We start from the raw sequence: 14,764 nt of genomic DNA, 5'->3' as shown, positions 1-14,764 counted from the left end.
GTGACCGCGCTGACGTCCAGTTCCGGCCATGCCGATCATGGCCCGCATCCGCCCCGGCCGCGGCCCGGCCACCAGGTGGTCGCCTGGCATCCGCCGATGCGGCTGGAGGCCCGGCCGCGCATCCTGCGCTGGACGTGCGAGTGCCGGGCCCGGGTCTACTACCTGGTGGTCGGCGGCGGCCGGGCGCACGTCCGGCGGACCGACCGGCAGACCGGCGCGGCGCACGAGACGGCCCGGATGCGCTACGCCGAGGCCGAGCGCCTCTGGCACGAGATCCTGCTCGGCCAGGCGGCCTGACCTGCGCGATCTCGCCCGCCCGGCCGGTCCTGGCCCGCGCGCCCGGTCGCGGGCCGATGGCCCGGCAGGGCGGGACCTTCGGCCCTGACCGGCCGCGGCGGCGCTCGGGCAGTCTTGACGCATGACAGTGGATTCGGCCGGGTTGCAGGTGCTCTCACGGGAGGAGTGCCTGGAACTGCTGGCGTCGGTGCCGGTCGGGCGGATCGTGTTCACCGACCGGGCCCTGCCGGCCGTCCAGCCGGTCAACTTCGTGCTCGACCGCGGCCTGGTGGTGATCCGGACGACCAGCGGTTCCCGGCTGGCGGCCGCCGCCGGCGACACGGTGGTGGCGTTCGAGGCCGACGAGTTCGACGCCGTGCTGCGGACGGGCTGGTCGGTGACCATGGTGGGGCACGCCCGCGGCGTCCGGGACGCCGCCGAGGCCGACCGGCTGCGCCGGCTGCCGCTGGCCCCGTGGGCGCCGGGCACCCGGGAGCACTTCATCGTGCTGCGGCCCGAGCAGGTCTCCGGGCGCCGGATGCACGACGGGCTCTGACGCCGGGCCTCAGCACAGCGCGAGCAGCTCGTCCAGCGCCTCCCCCAGGTACTCGGTGACGCTCCACACGTCCGGGACCATCGTGCGGCAGGCGACCACGCCGACCGCGAGCCGCCCGTCGTAGGACAGCGCGGTGATGTTGAGCCCCCCGCTGGCGTCGGTCACCACCGAGACCGGGTACTGCGACAGGATGCGCCGGCCGCACAGGTACAGCGGGATCTGCGGGCCGGGCACGTTGGACACCAGCAGGTTCACCGCCGGCGAGGTCTGCGCGACCAGCCCGAAGGCCGCGCGGTCGGCCAGGCCCATGAGCGCCGCCGGCATCCCCTGGCTCAGGTGGCGCAGCCAGCGGGCCGGGGCCAGCGCGAAGCGGTCCTTGACCCGGCCCATCGACTCGTGCACCGCCAGTAGCCGCTCGACCGGATCGGCGACCTGGGTGTCCAGCGAGGTGATCATCAACGTCACCTGGTTGCGGCCGTCGTCGCCCGCCTCGTGCAGCGAGAACGGGATGCCGGCCACCAGCGGCTCGCCGGGCAGCGCGTGGTGCGCGATCAGCCAGCGGCGCACCGCGGTGGCCGCCATCGTCATCACGACGTCGTTCACCGTCACGCCGAAGGCGTTCTTGACCCGCTTCACGTCCGCCAGCGCGAACTCGGCGAAGGCGAACCGGCGGTGCGCGGAGACCGGCCCGTTGAACGGCGTGCGCGGCACCGCCAGCCGCGGCAGCTCCGGCACCTCCTCGCGACCGGTGAGGCCGCGGCTCAGCCGGCGGGTCACCCGCGAGACGGTGACCGCGCCCGGCAGCCGGGACACCAGCGGGATCTCGTCCAGGTGCGGCACCGCCTCGACCAGGAACCGCAGCACGTACGCCGGGTTGGCGGCCAGCCGGACGGCGGTCCGGCCCAGCATCTCGGCGACCTCCGGAGCCCGGTCGGGCGGCGCCGGCGGGCCGGGGGCCGGCGGCTCGGCCGGGTGCGGGGACAGGTCCATGAAGGCGGCCAGCACCGACGCACCGCCCACGCCGTCGATGGCCGCGTGGTGAAGCTTGGTGTAGACGGCGGTCCGGCCGCCGGCCAGCCCGTGCACCACGTACATCTCCCACAGCGGGTGCCGCCGGTCCAGCCGCCGGGCGTGCAGCCGGGCGACCTGGGCGGCGAGCTGCCGGTCGCTGCCCGGCGGGGGCAGCGCCAGCTCGCGCACGTGGTAGTCGAGGTCCAGCGTCTCGTCCTGCACCCAGTACGGGTGGTCCAGGCCGAGCGGCACCGGGAAGATCCGCTGCCGCAGCGGCGGGATGAGGGCCGCCCGCCGCTCCACCAGGCCGGCCAGCTCGTCGCGGTCCAGCTCGCCGTCGACGATGGACAGCAGCGCGATGTTGGCGACGTTGGTGTCGGTCTCGAAGTTGAGGAACTGCGCGTCGAGCGCGCTCAGCTGCCGCATCACGCAGCCTCCCCTCGGTGTCGGCCCGGCGTCGGCCCGGTGTCGGCCCGGCCTCTCCGGTATCCATGCCCGCACTTCGATGATCTCACCGCGCCACCGGGTCACCGCCCCGGCCCTCCGCCATCGTGCGGCGTGCCCTGGCCAGCGAATTCATCCCCCGAACCAGGGTAGTTGCGGTGGTCCGCAGCCAAGCGGCGCGTGGGGAGGCCGGCGGCGGCGGCGCGCCGGCCCGCCGGCCGCCGCCCGCTCCGGCGGGCGCCGCCGACCGGCTGGCAGGAAGCTGCCGGAGGCGTGCAACTTGCTGACGGGGAATCGTCTGTCCCGCGGATGGGAAATCCCGGAGAGTTGTTCGTGAGAGCACCGAGCAGAGCCAGAAGGAAGAGGAAAAGAAATGCAGCCGCAGATTTCGTCCGCCGCCTTTCTCGCCACCGTTTCCCCCCGCGCCGCGCGGGCCACCGCGTCCATCGTTCCCGGCACCACCTGGGACTGAGCCGAAGGCGGCCGAGAAATGCTCGTCGAATTGACGATCCGCCGTGTCGCCGGAGAAGTGGTACCGAATTCCCCGGTGGACGGGATCCGAATTCTCGCCATGCTGCCCCGGCAGTGGCGGAAGGACCTGAAGAACGTCACCGGCGACATCGCCATCCGCGTCAACGCCGGCGCGGGGGTCACCAGCGCGCAGATCCGTGACCAGGTGACCGCGATCCTCGCCGGCCCGGAAGTCAGTGACTGGGAGCTCGTCACCTGCCGGACCCTGGCCGGTGGCCCCGCGGACAAGGAGGACCTGTCGTGAACTCTCCCACCCTCTTCGCCGTCCCCACCGAGCACGTCGCGCCGGCCCCCGCGCTGGCGCCCGGCGAGTGCCGCGTCTGGTGGGCCGACCCGGCGGACGAACCGGTCGAGAACCTGGTGGGCGCGCTCAGCGCGACCGAGCTCAAGCGTGCCGCCACCTACCGCCGCGAGCAGGACCGGCGCCGCTTCCTGACCGCCTGCTGGCTGCTGCGGGCCGCCGCGGCCGAGCAGCTCGGCGTCTCCCCCGCGGCGGTGCCCGTCGTCCGGCGCTGCCCGGACTGCGACAAGCCGCACGGCCGCCCGTACATCCTGGGCGACGCCGGGCTGCACGCGTCCATCTCGCACTCCGGATCCCGGGTCGCGGTCGCGCTGACCACCGCCGGGCCGGTCGGGGTGGACGTCGAGGAGGTGCCGGACGCGCCGGTGAGCGAGCTGGTGCGCTGCGCGCTGACCCGGTCGGAGAAGATCGCGCTGGCCATGCTCCCCGAGCGCGAGCAGCACGCCGCGTTCGCCCGGATGTGGACGCGCAAGGAGGCCGTGCTGAAGGCCACCGGGCATGGACTGCGGATCCCGCCGGACCAGGTGGAGGTCAGCGACCCGTGGGACGAGCCGGAGCTGCTGAGCTGGCCGCTGGACGTCGCCCCGGAGACCCTGCGGATGAGCGACGTGCACCCCGGCGCCGGCTACGCCGCCGTGGTGGCCGTCATCACCGAGGACACGCCGATCTTCGTGACCGAGTACACCGCCGCCGACCTGCGCGGCTCCACCAGCGCCGCGGCGCTGCCCGTCGCCGCCTGACCGCCATTGACGCCGTCCGGCACGAGACTGTTCAATTACTACGGAAAATGCGCCATCGGGGGCCGGCCTTACGCGTTCCCGATGGCGAGCGATCCCGCCGTATCCGATTTCCGGGACATTCCGTGACAGTCCGGCTGGGCAGGAGAGGAAGCCTCCCCGCCATGAAGAACGATTTCATTCTGATTCCCGGCCTCTGGATGGGCGCCTGGGCGTGGGAACCGGTGACCCGCGGGCTGCGGGCGCTCGGGCATGAGGTATACCCCCTCACATTGCCGGGCCTGGCCCACCCGAATTCGGATGTGTCGGCCATCGGACTGGCCACCCACGTCCAGGACGTACTCGCGCTCATCGAGCGGAACGACCTGCGAGACGTGATCCTGGTCGGGCACAGTTACGCGGGCATGGTGGCCGGCCAGGTCGCCGACCGGGTGCCCGGCCGGGTGGCCCGCACCGTGTTCCTGGAGGGGTTCCTGCCGCACCACGGGCGATCGCTCCTGCACGCCTTCCCCGAGCGGCAGCGGACCGGCGAGCTACGGCTCATCGCGGAGAACCGCGGCCGCTGGCCGGTCCCGGACGCCACCGTCGTGGCCGACGGCCAGGACCTGACCGCCCGGCAGGCGCGCTGGCTGGTGGAGCGCTTCGTCGCCCACCCGGGCCGCACCCTGTCCGAGCCGGCCGTGCTCACCCGCCCGCTGGCCGCCCAGCGGGCCAGCTACATCGTCTGCGACAAGGAGCACTTCGGCGGCCGGGTCTCGGCCGACGTCGCGGCGATGCGCGAGGCGCCCGGCTGGACCTTCCACTCGCTGGACACCGGCCACTGGCCCATGGTGTCGGCCCCGCGCGACCTCACCACGGTGCTGTCCACCATCGCCGCCCACCACTTCGCCCTCTCCTGAGCGCCCCCGCCCCCGGGGCCCGCGAGGTCAGCGCGCCGGGGCGGCGAGGACGGGCACCGGACCGCGCGGCCGGACGTCCCGGCGCACGGCGCCCGTCCGGTGGACGGATCGCGACCGGCCGGGGCCGGGTGCGGCGGTGTAGGCGGCGGCGAAGGCGGCGGCTATCTTCAGCTCGCCGGAGGCGTTGGGGTGCACCCCGTCGTAGGAGTCACGGAACGGGTCGTAGCGGGCGGCCAGGTCGACCAGCGTCAGCGGGGAACGCGGGGTGGACAGCCCGGCCAGCACGGCCGGCAGCCGGCGGTTGTAGGCGGCGATGTCCCGGGCGATCTGCGGCCGGCCGGCCAGCGGGGTGCGGTGCACCACGTTGGCGACCAGCAGGCGCATCCCGGGCTCGGCGGCGCGGGCGGCGTCCAGGAAGCCGGCCAGGTCCGCGAGCAGCGCGCCGGGGCCGGAGACGCCCCAGGCCAGGTCGTTGAAGCCGAGCGCGACCATCAGGCAGGCCGGCCGGTGGGCGGCGACCGCGCCGCCGATGTTGTCCCGGGCCTCGCGCAGCAGCCGCCCCCAGCTGGCGTAGTGCCGGCGCTCGGGGAAGTCGGCGCCCGGGCGGTAGCGGCCGGCGTGCCGCGGGTCGTCCGGCGCGGCGGGCGTGTCCCCCGGATGCCCGGCGGGCGGGAACCAGGTGCCCTGCCAGGGGCCGACCAGGGTGGCCGTGACACCGCGCCAGCGGAACTCCTGCCACAGCCGGTACCGCCAGGTGCGGTCCCCGTCCCGGCCCTGGCTGATGGAATCCCCGACGATCATGATGCGCGGCACCGCCCCGGCGGCGACCCGCCGGGGCGGCGCGGCGGTGGCGGTCACGGCGAGGGGGCGTCCGGCGGCGCGGTGCGCCGGACCGGGCGGAACGCCAGCACGATGACGGCCAGGCCGGCCAGGATCAGCAGCGAGGTGAAGACCCACTCGTTCGAGCCGCCGGGCCCGTAGACGGTGCCGCGCCGGCCGACGTCGACCGCCGGGGTCGTCCTTCCGGCGGTCAGCGTGCCGCGGTCGCTGCCGTACAGCGCGACGCCGGTGCGCCGCACCCGGCCGTCGGCGGAGGCGAAGTCCCCGGTCCACGAGCAGCTCTCGTGCCCGGGATGCTGGACGCAGTACAGCCGGCGGGCGGTGAACTCGCCGGCCGTCCCGTCGGCCCGGGCGGCGCGCAGCACCGGCCCGACGTTCGGCACGGTGAGCAGCAGCAGGAACGCCCCGACCAGCGCCAGCGCCGCGGTGAACGCGGGCGACCGGCGCCGGCGGGGCGTCGTGGTTGCGGTCATACCAACGCGGGCTGGGCGCAGGTGCAGGTCATGCTCGCCCGCTCGGCCGGGCTCGGGCGCAGGTGCCGGACCATGGCGACCACCATCGGGATGAAGACGATCGTGTTGTAGAACAGGTGCAGCTCCACCCGGGGCACGATCAGCTGGATGATGCTGGTCGGCACCGGACGGCCGGCCAGGTGCCAGCCGGTCATCGCCTGGGTCAGCAGCAGCAGGTGCTCGAAGTGGTGCCACACCTGGATGAGCAGCGACGCCGTCCACCAGGTCTTGGCGGTGCCGTGGAACCCGGGACGCAGCATGATCAGGCCGATCAGCATGAGCAGCGCGTACCCGTAGTGCATCCACTCGGATTTGATCAGCCAGGGGAACGGCAGCCCGAGCACGCCGCGCGCCTCGGGCAGCGGCCAGCCGAGCACGTAGATCTGGATCGCCTGGGCGATGTGCTCGGCCCAGTGGCCCAGCACGATCAGCCCGAAGATCGTCAGCCCGGCCTTGTGGTACCGGCTGTTCAAGGTCGCCAGCCGCCCCACCGGCGCGGATGCCCTCTCGGTCACCATACGCAAACCTCGTTCCAGAGCGTGGTCCGTCCCACCGCCCCGCACCGGACGGCGGGCACCCCCTGGACACCGCGGCGGGCGACAGGGGGACAGCTCGATTTTCCCTACGAACGCCTGGCCCGTCCTTCTTCACAAATGCCTTTTTCTCCCCACGGGCTGTCCAATATGGGACATCACGCATATCCGATCGGCCGCCGCCGCCTCCTGCCGCGCCCGGGACCCGGCCTGGCGAATTACGGCAGGCAATAAACCATTTTATGGACGTCAATCCGGTCCATCTCTTCCGGAACGGCGCCCCGCCGGTTTCCGGGAACCGGGAGACCGGGCGGACGACCGGCGGCGCACCACGACTTTCGTCAGACGCGTGAGGTGACGATCGCCGGACGCCGCGCCGGACACCGGCCCCTAGGTTCGGCCCATGCGGAGAATCCTGCTGACAGTCCTCGCCTTTTCCCTGTTCCTCGCCTCTCCCGACACCGCCTTGGGTGCGGCACCGGCCGTGGAGCCCACGCCGGCGGCCATCGACCGGTACCTGCGAGAGGCCAGGGACTCGACCGGACTGCCGGGACTGTCGGCGGTGGTGACCCGCGGCGACCGGATCGTGCACGCGACCGGGACCGGGCACGACGCGTCCGGCCGGCCGGTCACCGCGGACACCCCGATGCGGGTGGCGTCGGTGAGCAAGTCGTTCACCGCGGCCGCGGTCATGACCATGGTGGACGAGGGCCGGGTGGCGCTGGACCGGCCGGTCGCCGCGTACCTGCCGGAGTTCCGGATGGCCGACCCGCGCGCCGGGCGGATCACCGTACGGCAGCTGCTGAACCAGACCTCCGGCCTGTCGGACCGCACGGTCGACATCGCCGCGACCCAGCGCGCGACGAGCCTCGCCGGCTACCTGCGCGCCCTGCGTGCCGGCACGCTGGCCGCCGAACCCGGAGCCCGGTACGAGTACTGCAACGTCAACTACGACGTCGCCGCCCGGCTGGTCGAGGCCGTCGACGGCCGCGACTTCGCCGGCGCCATGAGCGCCCGGGTCTTCGGCCGGCTCGGCATGAAGGCCAGCGCCGTCGGAGACCGGGTGGTACGGCCGGCGGACGGGTTCATCTCCCTGTACGGCGCCTGGGTGTCCCGGGCCGAGCTTCCGGGATTCCGCGGTGGCGCCGGCGGGATCGTCACCACGGCGGGCGACATGGGCCGCTGGCTGATCGGCCAGACCGGCCACGGCCCCCGGATGGTGACGCCGAAGTCCCTGGCGGCGATGCACGAGCATGCGCCGGGCACCGGCTACGCGATGGGCTGGGGCGAGCAGGTGGTGGCGGGCCACCGGCTGCTGGTGCACTCGGGCAACCTGTTCACCTACACGGCCGTCCAGGCGATCGACCCGGCCACCGGCTCCGGCTTCGCGGTCCTGACCAACAGCGCCTCGCTGTACGACGACACCTACGACATCCTGCTCGGCCTGGTCGCCCTGGCCGACGGCCGCCGGCCGGCCGCACCGGGCGGAACACGGCAGCTGACGGAGCTGGCCCTCGGCCTCATAGCCCTGACCGCGTTCGGGCTCGGGGTCCTCGGGGTGCGCCGGTCCGGACGCTGGGCGCGCCGGCGCGCCGGGCGGGCCTGGTGGCGGACCGCGTTCCGGCTGGCCGGCGGGCTGGTGCCGGCCGCGGTGCTGGCCACCTGCCCGCAATGGGTGTCGCTGCTGATGAACGGCCGGGCGGTGACCTGGGCCCAGCTGACCTACTTCCCCGCCCCGCTGGCCATCACGCTCGCCGTCGCCGCCACGGCGGGACTCGCGACCGCCGCCGCCCGGCTGGCCCGGCTGCGTCCGGTCTCCATCGCGGACACCCGGCCGGCCGTCCCCGAGGTCAGCGGGCGGGCTGGGCGAACCTGAGCACGTTCCCGTACGGGTCGATGACCTCCAGCGTCGGCCCGCCGGGCGCATCGGGGTCGACGCCGGGACGCAGCGGCGCAGCCGCCCGGCCCAGCAGCTCGTCGCGCAGGGCGTACACGTCGGAGACCGGGAGCCACACGACGCCGTGCGGGCTGCCGTCGCCGTGGTGTTCCGACAGATGCAGCAGCGCCGCCGACCGGGACACCTGTGCGTACACCGGCAGCCCAGGCTCGAACCGGTGCGCCCAGTCCACGGTGAACCCCAGATAGCCGACATAGAACGGCAACGCCACCTCGACCGACATCACCCGCAGCACCGGGACACCCGGTCCGACCCGGCCCCTCTTTGGCGCGGCACCGGATACCGCGGTGCCGGCCCGCGCCACCAGCACGTTCCAGTCCTTGACGCCGTGCTGGTGCGCGACCAACTCCAAGGCGAAGGAGTGGGAGATGTCCACGCCGGCCTCGGCGAGGTCCCGGCGGAGCGTCCTGGCGAGTCTCTTGGCGCGCTCGATGTCGATGGCGGTGTCGATTACGGTGTCGTCGCTGGCGGTCATGCCCGGCCTTCCGCGCGGCGCGTCATCTGCCGATGCTCGCATTGTCGGCGGAGCGCCGCGATCGGCAGCCATGCCGGAGATGATCCCGCGATGCGTTCACCAGACCCTGATCGGGCGCGAGCGGCCGGCCGCACCAAGCCATCGCCAGCATAACCCGTCAGGCCTCACGAACCGCCCGGCCGGTCGAAACGGCCGACATCGTGATCCCCGTCGACCGGCACCAGATCGTTTATGGCACGTCCGTCTGGGACGCCCGCCCGTGAGCCGGCGGTGGCCCCGGAGCACCTGACCCCGGAGCCTGTCATCGCCGGCGGGGCGGCCGCCACCGGCCCAGGACGTGCTGAGACCGAGCCGCACGGCGCCGGCGCAGGCGGGATCGCCGTGCTCGGCCTGGCGTGAATCTTTCATCCGTTGCCCGCCGGCGCCGGCGGGGAGTGCCGGGCGGCGGGGGTGATGGGCGGTACCGGATCGGACCCGATCGGCCGGTCGTGCAGGTGGAACGACGCGCGACGGCGACCGGCGGCCGCCGGGCCGCGCACGCCGACGATATGAATATCTATTCATTACTGAATGAAGCTTGCCGTCCGGGTACGGCCATGCAATCATCACAGCAATTTCCGGGCGTGCGGCCGGACGGCTCGGATCACCCGGCGCCGGGGCCGATGGTCGTCAGGGGCGCCGGCCGGTCGTCATACCTATTTCACGGATCGGCAGTGCGATATGCCGTTTCTCCTTTTCCGGAGAATCGCGCGCCATGGTCTTGTGCGAAAGGAGTGCGAAACGGCGGCCGTCGCCCTGTCCTGCGACAACCGCCCTGGTCGGCGGATGCGTGGCCGGACACGGCGACTCTCCCGCGCCGTTCACGCGGCGGTGCGCGACCCGCCGCGCGCATCGGCAGGTACGCCCCCGACGCCGACCACATGGTCCAGACGACGGAACCGTGGATCAATTCCCTGCATCTACTCCACAAGAGGGTCGAATGTTCTTGGCTAAACGTAGAAATCCTGCTCTTTCCTACACCGCCGTCATTGCGGCACTGCTCATGTTGCTGGCCGGCCTGCGGGTGGCCACGGCGAACGTCGCCTCGGCCGCCGCCGCCCGCGACGGCTGGTCTCGGATCGAGGCGGAGAGTTACAACGCGTCGGGCGGCTCGCTGCAGGTCTGTAACGGCGTGCTGTGTTACGTCGGGGCGAACGCCTGGACGCAGTACACCGGGGTGGACCTGCACACCGGGACGAACAAGGTCGAGCTGAGCGTCGCCAACGGCGGCGGCAACACCGGGATCCAGGTCTGGGCCGGTTCGACGAACCTCGGCACCCTGACCGTCGGCGGTACCGGCGGCTGGGACACCTACCAGACCAAGTCCCTCACCCTGCCGGCGCAGAGCGGCGTGCAGGACGTGAAGCTCGTCTTCGTCAACGGCAACGTGAACGTGGACTGGCTGACGTTCTCCGGCACCGCGACGCCGAGCCCCACCCCCACGCCGACCCCCACGCCGACGCCGACGCCGGGGCCCGGTGGCTCGACGGTCTTCGCGGTGAACGCGGGCGGCGGCGCGTTCAAGGCCGCCGACGGCACGGACTTCGCGGCGGACACCGGATTCTCCGGCGGATCGACGTACTCCAACCCGGTGCCCATCAACGGGACCACCGACGACACCCTGTTCCAGTCCGAGCGGTACGGGACATTCTCCTACGCGGCCCCGGTCCCGAACGGGTCCTACGTGGTGACGCTCTACTTCGCCGAGACCTACTTCACCCAGGCGGGGAAGCGCAGCTTCGACGTGCAGATGGAGGGGACCGAGCGGGTCAGCGACCTGGACATCTACGCCGTGGCAGCCGCCAATACCGCCCACACGACGCAGACCGCCGTCACGGTGAACGACGGGACGCTGAACCTGCAGTTCGTGCCGAACGTGGAGAACGCCAAGGTCAACGCCATCAAGGTGACCCAGGCCGGCCCCGGTGCGGCCTTCACCTACGCGCCGGCCAAGCCGGTCGCCGGCCAGGCCGTCGGCTTCGACGCCTCCGCGTCGAGCGACCCCACCGGCCCGATCACGAGCTACGCGTGGAACTTCGGTGACGGCGCGACCGGCACCGGCAAGACGGCGACCCACACGTACGCGTCCGCCGGTGACCGCCAGGTGACCCTCACCGTCACCGGCGGCGGTGGCAAGACCGGCAGCACCACCCGAACGGTCACGGTCTACAGCGGCGACCCGGTCGCCGACTTCACGGTGACCCCGGCCAACCCCCGCCCCGGGGAGAACGTCACCGTGAACGCCTCCGCCTCCTTCGACCCCAATGGGACGATCAGCGGCTACCAGGTGGACTACGGCGACGGCTCCACCGGCTCCGGCGCGGTGACCACCCACCGGTACACCGGCGAGGGCAACTACACCGTCAAGGTCACCGTGACCGACAACGACGGCCGGACGGCGTCCGCGTCCAAGCCGGTCACCGTGCGCAAGGGCTCGGCCAAGCCGCGCCTGGTCGTGCTGACGGACATCTCGACGTGGGAGCCCGATGACCACGAGTCGCTGACCCGGCTGCTGGCCCACGCCGACATGTTCGAGATCGAAGGGCTGGTGCTGTCCACCGGCTGGAGCATCGACACCCTGAACGATGCCACCAAGAGCGGTTTCATCAGCATCATCCGCGACACGATCGGCGCCTACGAGAAGGACCTGCCCAACCTGATGAAGCGCTCCGGGCAGACCGGGTTCGCGCAGGATGCCGGCCGGCAGGACATCGGGTACTGGCCGAGCGCCCAGTATCTGCGCGACCGGACGATGACCGGCAGCCGGAACCGGGGCGCGCAGTTCCTCGGCGCCTCGAACGACTCCCCCGGCAGCGACCTGATCATCCGGCTGGCCGACGAGAACGACGACCGTCCCCTCTACGTGACGTTCTGGGGCGGCGGCAACACCTTGGCCCAGTCGATCTGGCGGGTGCAGCACGACCGGACCCAGGACCAGCTGAACACCTTCCTGCGCAAGGTCCGCGCGTACGCCATCACCGACCAGGACCGGGCGAGCAACCAGCCGATCAGCTACAGCTCCCACCAGTGGATGCGCAACGTCTCGGGCGGCAACCTCCAGTTCATCTGGGACGAGTGCGCCTGGGGCTACCAGAACGGGACCGGCAAGGCCAACTGGAGCCAGTACCAGACGCACATCCAGGGCCACGGCAACCTCGGCCGCCAGTATCCGAAGTACGTGTACGGCGTCGAGGGTGACACCCCCTCGTTCCTGTTCTCGATGCCCACCGGCCTCAACGACCCGGACGCGCCGAACCAGGCGAGCTGGGGCGGCACCTACACCTCCGACGGGCACAACAACTGGTCGGGGGCCGGTTCGTGCGGGACGTACAACAGCCGGTTCTACCCGGCGTCCTTCAACAACTTCGCGGCCCGGATGGACTGGGCGCAGTCGGGCAGCGGAAACCGGAACCCGGTCATCGTCCTGGACGGCGATGACGGCGTGAGCGTGCTGACGAAGACGCCGCGGCAGGGGACCGCGGTCACCCTGGACGCGTCGCGGACCACCGACCCGGACGGCAACGCGCTGACCTACAAGTGGTGGGTCCAGACCGACGCCGGGACCTACCCGGGCTCGGTGAACATCTCCGGCAGCGGCTCGAACATCGCCACGGTCAACGTCCCGGCGGACTCGGCGGGCAAGACCTTCCACGTGATCCTGGAGGTGATCGACAACGGTACGCACAACCTGAGCGACTACCGCCGGGTGATCTTCAAGCCCACCTCGTAGGCCACCGGGCCGTCCGGGGCGGCGGCCGCCCGGCCGGGCACGCGGGTTCGCGTCCCGGCCGGGCGGCCCGTCCGCGCCGGTGGCCGGTCGCGGCCCCCCGCCCCCCGGATCGGCGGCTTCAGGCCGGGCGATACGGTGGGCGGGTGTTCACGATCGATCTTGGTGCTGGGGCCGAGTTGCGGCCGCTGGAGCCGTGGCAGGCCGAGGAGTTCCTGGCCCACATCGACCGGGCCCGGGAGACGGTGGACCCGTGGATCCCGTGGGCGAGTCGCAGCACCGACCTGGCCTCGGCCCGGGCCACCCTGCAGCGCTACGCCGACCTGGCGGCGCGGGACGCCGGCCGGCTGTACGGCGTCTGGCTGGCGGGCACGCTGGTCGGCGGCATCATGTTCGTCTCGTTCGACACCGCCGCGGGCACCGCCGAGCTGGGCTGCTGGCTGGAGCCGGCCGGGCGGGGCCGCGGGCTGATCACCCGGGCGGCGGAGCGGCTGATCGACTGGGCGGTGCGGGTGCGCGGCATCCACCGGATCACCTGGCTCTGCCGGCCGGAGAACACCGCCAGCGGCGACGTCGCCCGCCGGCTCGGCATGCGCCTGGACGGCGTGCTGCGTGAAGAGTTCCTCTACCAGGGCGTTCGGTACGACACCCAGGTCTGGTCGCTGCTCGCCCCGGAGTGGCCGGGCCGTCCGGGTCAGCCGGCCTGAGCTGCGGGTTCCCGGCAGAAAACCGGAGTCCTGGTAGGGAATCCGGCAGATGTCGCGATCATTACATCGGTATCAAATCTTCGCGTCAGACACCTTGATGCACTTCCGCCCCATGTGCATAGTTGTCCAACACCATCGGTGCATCCGTCGTAACAGTTTTCGGAGGCTCCACCGCGACGGCCGGCACCGGATAGCTCGACATTGGACGTAACGCATGAGCGCCACCCCCCAGCCGATCCGTTCGAAGCTGCTGAGGATCCTGCTGCTTCCGCTGATCTCCATGGTCGCCCTGTGGGGCGTCATCGCGTACTCCAGCGCCGAGGAGATCGCCACGATCTCCCAGACGCAGAACCGGTGGGAGGTCATCGGCGCACCGGTGCTGCAGCTGATCACCGAGTTCCAGCGGGAGCGGCAGCTGTCCGCCGAGGCCCCCGGCAGCACCGGCTACGACAAGTCGCTGGGCGACCAGCGGCAGATCACCGACCGCACGGTGACGCGGGTGCGCCAGGTGATCGACTCGGTCACCGACGCGGACGAGGCCCCGGAACGGGTCCGAGCCCTGGTGACGGCGCTGGACACCCTGACCAGGCTGCGCCAGGACGCCGACAGCGGCCGGCTCTCGCCGCGGCTGCGGGTCCTGACCGCCTATGACGAGCTGATCGACGCCGCATACATGCAGTTCACCGAGGGCGACGCGCTGAGCAGCACCTCCTCCTACCGCACGGTGCGCGGCATGAGCTTCTACAGCTCCAGCGCCGAGTACCTGGCCCGGCAGCACGCCGTGCTCACCAGCTCCCTGGTGCGCGGCCGGATGAGCCCGACCGAGCGCGCCGCCTTCATCGCCGGCATGGCCGGCCGCCGGATCGCCATCGCCAACTCCGAGAACGACATGGGCCCGGAACTGCGGGTCCGCTACGACGACCTGCTGAAGAGCTTCGTCTACCGGCGGCTGCTGGACGTGGAGAGCAAGGTCTTCTCCTCCGACACCGCCGGCGCGCTCCCGGTCGAGCCGTCGGTCTGGCGCAGTGACGCCCGGGCCATCCTCGACCACATCACCCGGGACACCGAGGACGAGCTGGCCCGCGCCGAGGCACAGCGGGACTCCGACAAGGTGGCGGCGTACTGGCGCATCGGCCTGATCGTCGGTCTCGGACTGGCCGCCATCGTGGTGTCGATCCTGCTGTCCTACCGGTTCGGCCGGTCCCTGGTCGGCGAGCTG

General features: G+C 72.3%; 14 protein-coding genes. 9 read left to right on the top strand and 5 right to left on the bottom strand.

What is annotated here, in order from left to right:
* Both Sru01_RS06365 and Sru01_RS06360 read left to right on the top strand, forming a co-directional pair.
* A complete protein-coding gene (locus Sru01_RS06365) occupies positions 1–297 on the top strand; it encodes a hypothetical protein (RefSeq protein ID WP_203982933.1) in 297 nt (98 codons plus the stop codon).
* 121 nt (positions 298–418) lie between these two features.
* Positions 419–832, top strand: a complete 414-nt coding sequence (locus Sru01_RS06360; protein ID WP_203982932.1) for a pyridoxamine 5'-phosphate oxidase family protein — start codon at positions 419–421, stop codon at positions 830–832.
* A gap of 9 nt (positions 833–841) precedes the next feature.
* Here the strand turns inward: Sru01_RS06360 and Sru01_RS06355 are convergent, their stop codons facing one another.
* On the bottom strand, positions 842–2,269 hold the full coding sequence (locus tag Sru01_RS06355; protein WP_203982931.1) for a WS/DGAT/MGAT family O-acyltransferase: 1,428 nt from the start codon (positions 2,267–2,269) through the stop codon (positions 842–844).
* Between the two features lie 565 nt (positions 2,270–2,834).
* Between Sru01_RS06355 and Sru01_RS06350 the strand changes: the two genes are divergently transcribed.
* Genes Sru01_RS06350 through Sru01_RS06340 form a run of 3 tightly spaced genes read left to right on the top strand, consistent with a single transcriptional unit; the run spans position 2,835 to position 4,755 of the window.
* Entirely contained in the window at positions 2,835–3,062 is a 228-nt protein-coding gene (locus Sru01_RS06350) for a hypothetical protein (protein WP_239137004.1), read from the top strand.
* Positions 3,059–3,859: a 4'-phosphopantetheinyl transferase family protein gene (locus Sru01_RS06345; protein WP_203982929.1), complete on the top strand. Its 801-nt coding sequence runs from the start codon at positions 3,059–3,061 to the stop codon at positions 3,857–3,859. Before Sru01_RS06350 ends, Sru01_RS06345 begins: the two co-directional genes overlap by 4 nt.
* A 47-nt stretch (positions 3,860–3,906) precedes the next feature.
* A complete protein-coding gene (locus Sru01_RS06340; RefSeq protein ID WP_307811965.1) occupies positions 3,907–4,755 on the top strand; it encodes an alpha/beta fold hydrolase in 849 nt (282 codons plus the stop codon).
* Positions 4,756–4,782: 27 nt separating this feature from the next.
* Here the strand turns inward: Sru01_RS06340 and Sru01_RS06335 are convergent, their stop codons facing one another.
* Genes Sru01_RS06335 through Sru01_RS06325 form a run of 3 tightly spaced genes read right to left on the bottom strand, consistent with a single transcriptional unit; the run spans position 4,783 to position 6,625 of the window.
* Positions 4,783–5,613, bottom strand: a complete 831-nt coding sequence (locus Sru01_RS06335; protein WP_203982927.1) for a GDSL-type esterase/lipase family protein — start codon at positions 5,611–5,613, stop codon at positions 4,783–4,785.
* Complete coding sequence (locus Sru01_RS06330; protein WP_203982926.1) at positions 5,610–6,068, bottom strand: hypothetical protein; 459 nt, start codon at positions 6,066–6,068, stop codon at positions 5,610–5,612. The genes Sru01_RS06335 and Sru01_RS06330 overlap by 4 nt, the downstream gene beginning before the upstream one ends.
* Positions 6,065–6,625, bottom strand: a complete 561-nt coding sequence (locus Sru01_RS06325) for a hypothetical protein (RefSeq protein WP_203982925.1) — start codon at positions 6,623–6,625, stop codon at positions 6,065–6,067. Before Sru01_RS06325 ends, Sru01_RS06330 begins: the two co-directional genes overlap by 4 nt.
* Before the next feature lie 418 nt (positions 6,626–7,043).
* On the opposite strand from Sru01_RS06325, the gene Sru01_RS06320 reads away from it, so the two are divergent.
* A complete protein-coding gene (locus tag Sru01_RS06320; protein WP_203982924.1) occupies positions 7,044–8,516 on the top strand; it encodes a serine hydrolase domain-containing protein in 1,473 nt (490 codons plus the stop codon).
* Here Sru01_RS06320 and Sru01_RS06315 read toward each other — a convergent pair.
* Positions 8,491–9,072 carry a glyoxalase superfamily protein gene (locus Sru01_RS06315; protein ID WP_203982923.1) on the bottom strand — a complete coding sequence of 194 codons (582 nt, stop codon included), beginning with the start codon at positions 9,070–9,072 and terminating at the stop codon, positions 8,491–8,493. The two genes, Sru01_RS06320 and Sru01_RS06315, sit on opposite strands and share 26 nt — an antisense overlap.
* Positions 9,073–10,057: 985 nt before the next feature.
* Between Sru01_RS06315 and Sru01_RS06310 the strand changes: the two genes are divergently transcribed.
* From Sru01_RS06310 to Sru01_RS06300, 3 genes are all read left to right on the top strand, one after another.
* The gene (locus Sru01_RS06310) at positions 10,058–12,841 is read left to right on the top strand and encodes a nucleoside hydrolase-like domain-containing protein (RefSeq protein ID WP_203982922.1); all 2,784 of its coding nucleotides are present in this window, start codon (positions 10,058–10,060) and stop codon (positions 12,839–12,841) included.
* Positions 12,842–12,984: 143 nt separating this feature from the next.
* Positions 12,985–13,545 carry a GNAT family N-acetyltransferase gene (locus Sru01_RS06305; RefSeq protein ID WP_203982921.1) on the top strand — a complete coding sequence of 187 codons (561 nt, stop codon included), beginning with the start codon at positions 12,985–12,987 and terminating at the stop codon, positions 13,543–13,545.
* A 214-nt stretch (positions 13,546–13,759) separates the two neighbouring features.
* Positions 13,760–14,764 (top strand): nitrate- and nitrite sensing domain-containing protein (locus Sru01_RS06300; protein WP_203982920.1); only part of this gene is annotated, 1,005 nt, incomplete at its 3' end.

The organism is Sphaerisporangium rufum (assembly GCF_016863395.1).
Classification (GTDB): Bacteria; Actinomycetota; Actinomycetes; order Streptosporangiales; family Streptosporangiaceae; genus Sphaerisporangium; species Sphaerisporangium rufum.
This window is presented reverse-complemented; position numbering and strand designations above follow the sequence as displayed.

Excerpts from the sequence above, each read along its gene's own strand:
- Sru01_RS06320 (WP_203982924.1), top strand. The coding sequence starts at position 7,044 with ATGCGGAGAATCCTGCTGACAGTCCTCGCCTTTTCCCTGTTCCTCGCC.
- Sru01_RS06360 (WP_203982932.1), top strand. The coding sequence starts at position 419 with ATGACAGTGGATTCGGCCGGGTTGCAGGTGCTCTCACGGGAGGAGTGC.
- Sru01_RS06330 (WP_203982926.1), bottom strand. The coding sequence starts at position 6,068 with ATGACCGCAACCACGACGCCCCGCCGGCGCCGGTCGCCCGCGTTCACC.
- Sru01_RS06325 (WP_203982925.1), bottom strand. The coding sequence starts at position 6,625 with ATGGTGACCGAGAGGGCATCCGCGCCGGTGGGGCGGCTGGCGACCTTG.
- Sru01_RS06355 (WP_203982931.1), bottom strand. The coding sequence starts at position 2,269 with ATGCGGCAGCTGAGCGCGCTCGACGCGCAGTTCCTCAACTTCGAGACC.
- Sru01_RS06315 (WP_203982923.1), bottom strand. The coding sequence starts at position 9,072 with ATGACCGCCAGCGACGACACCGTAATCGACACCGCCATCGACATCGAG.
- Sru01_RS06340 (WP_307811965.1), top strand. The coding sequence starts at position 3,907 with ATGCGCCATCGGGGGCCGGCCTTACGCGTTCCCGATGGCGAGCGATCC.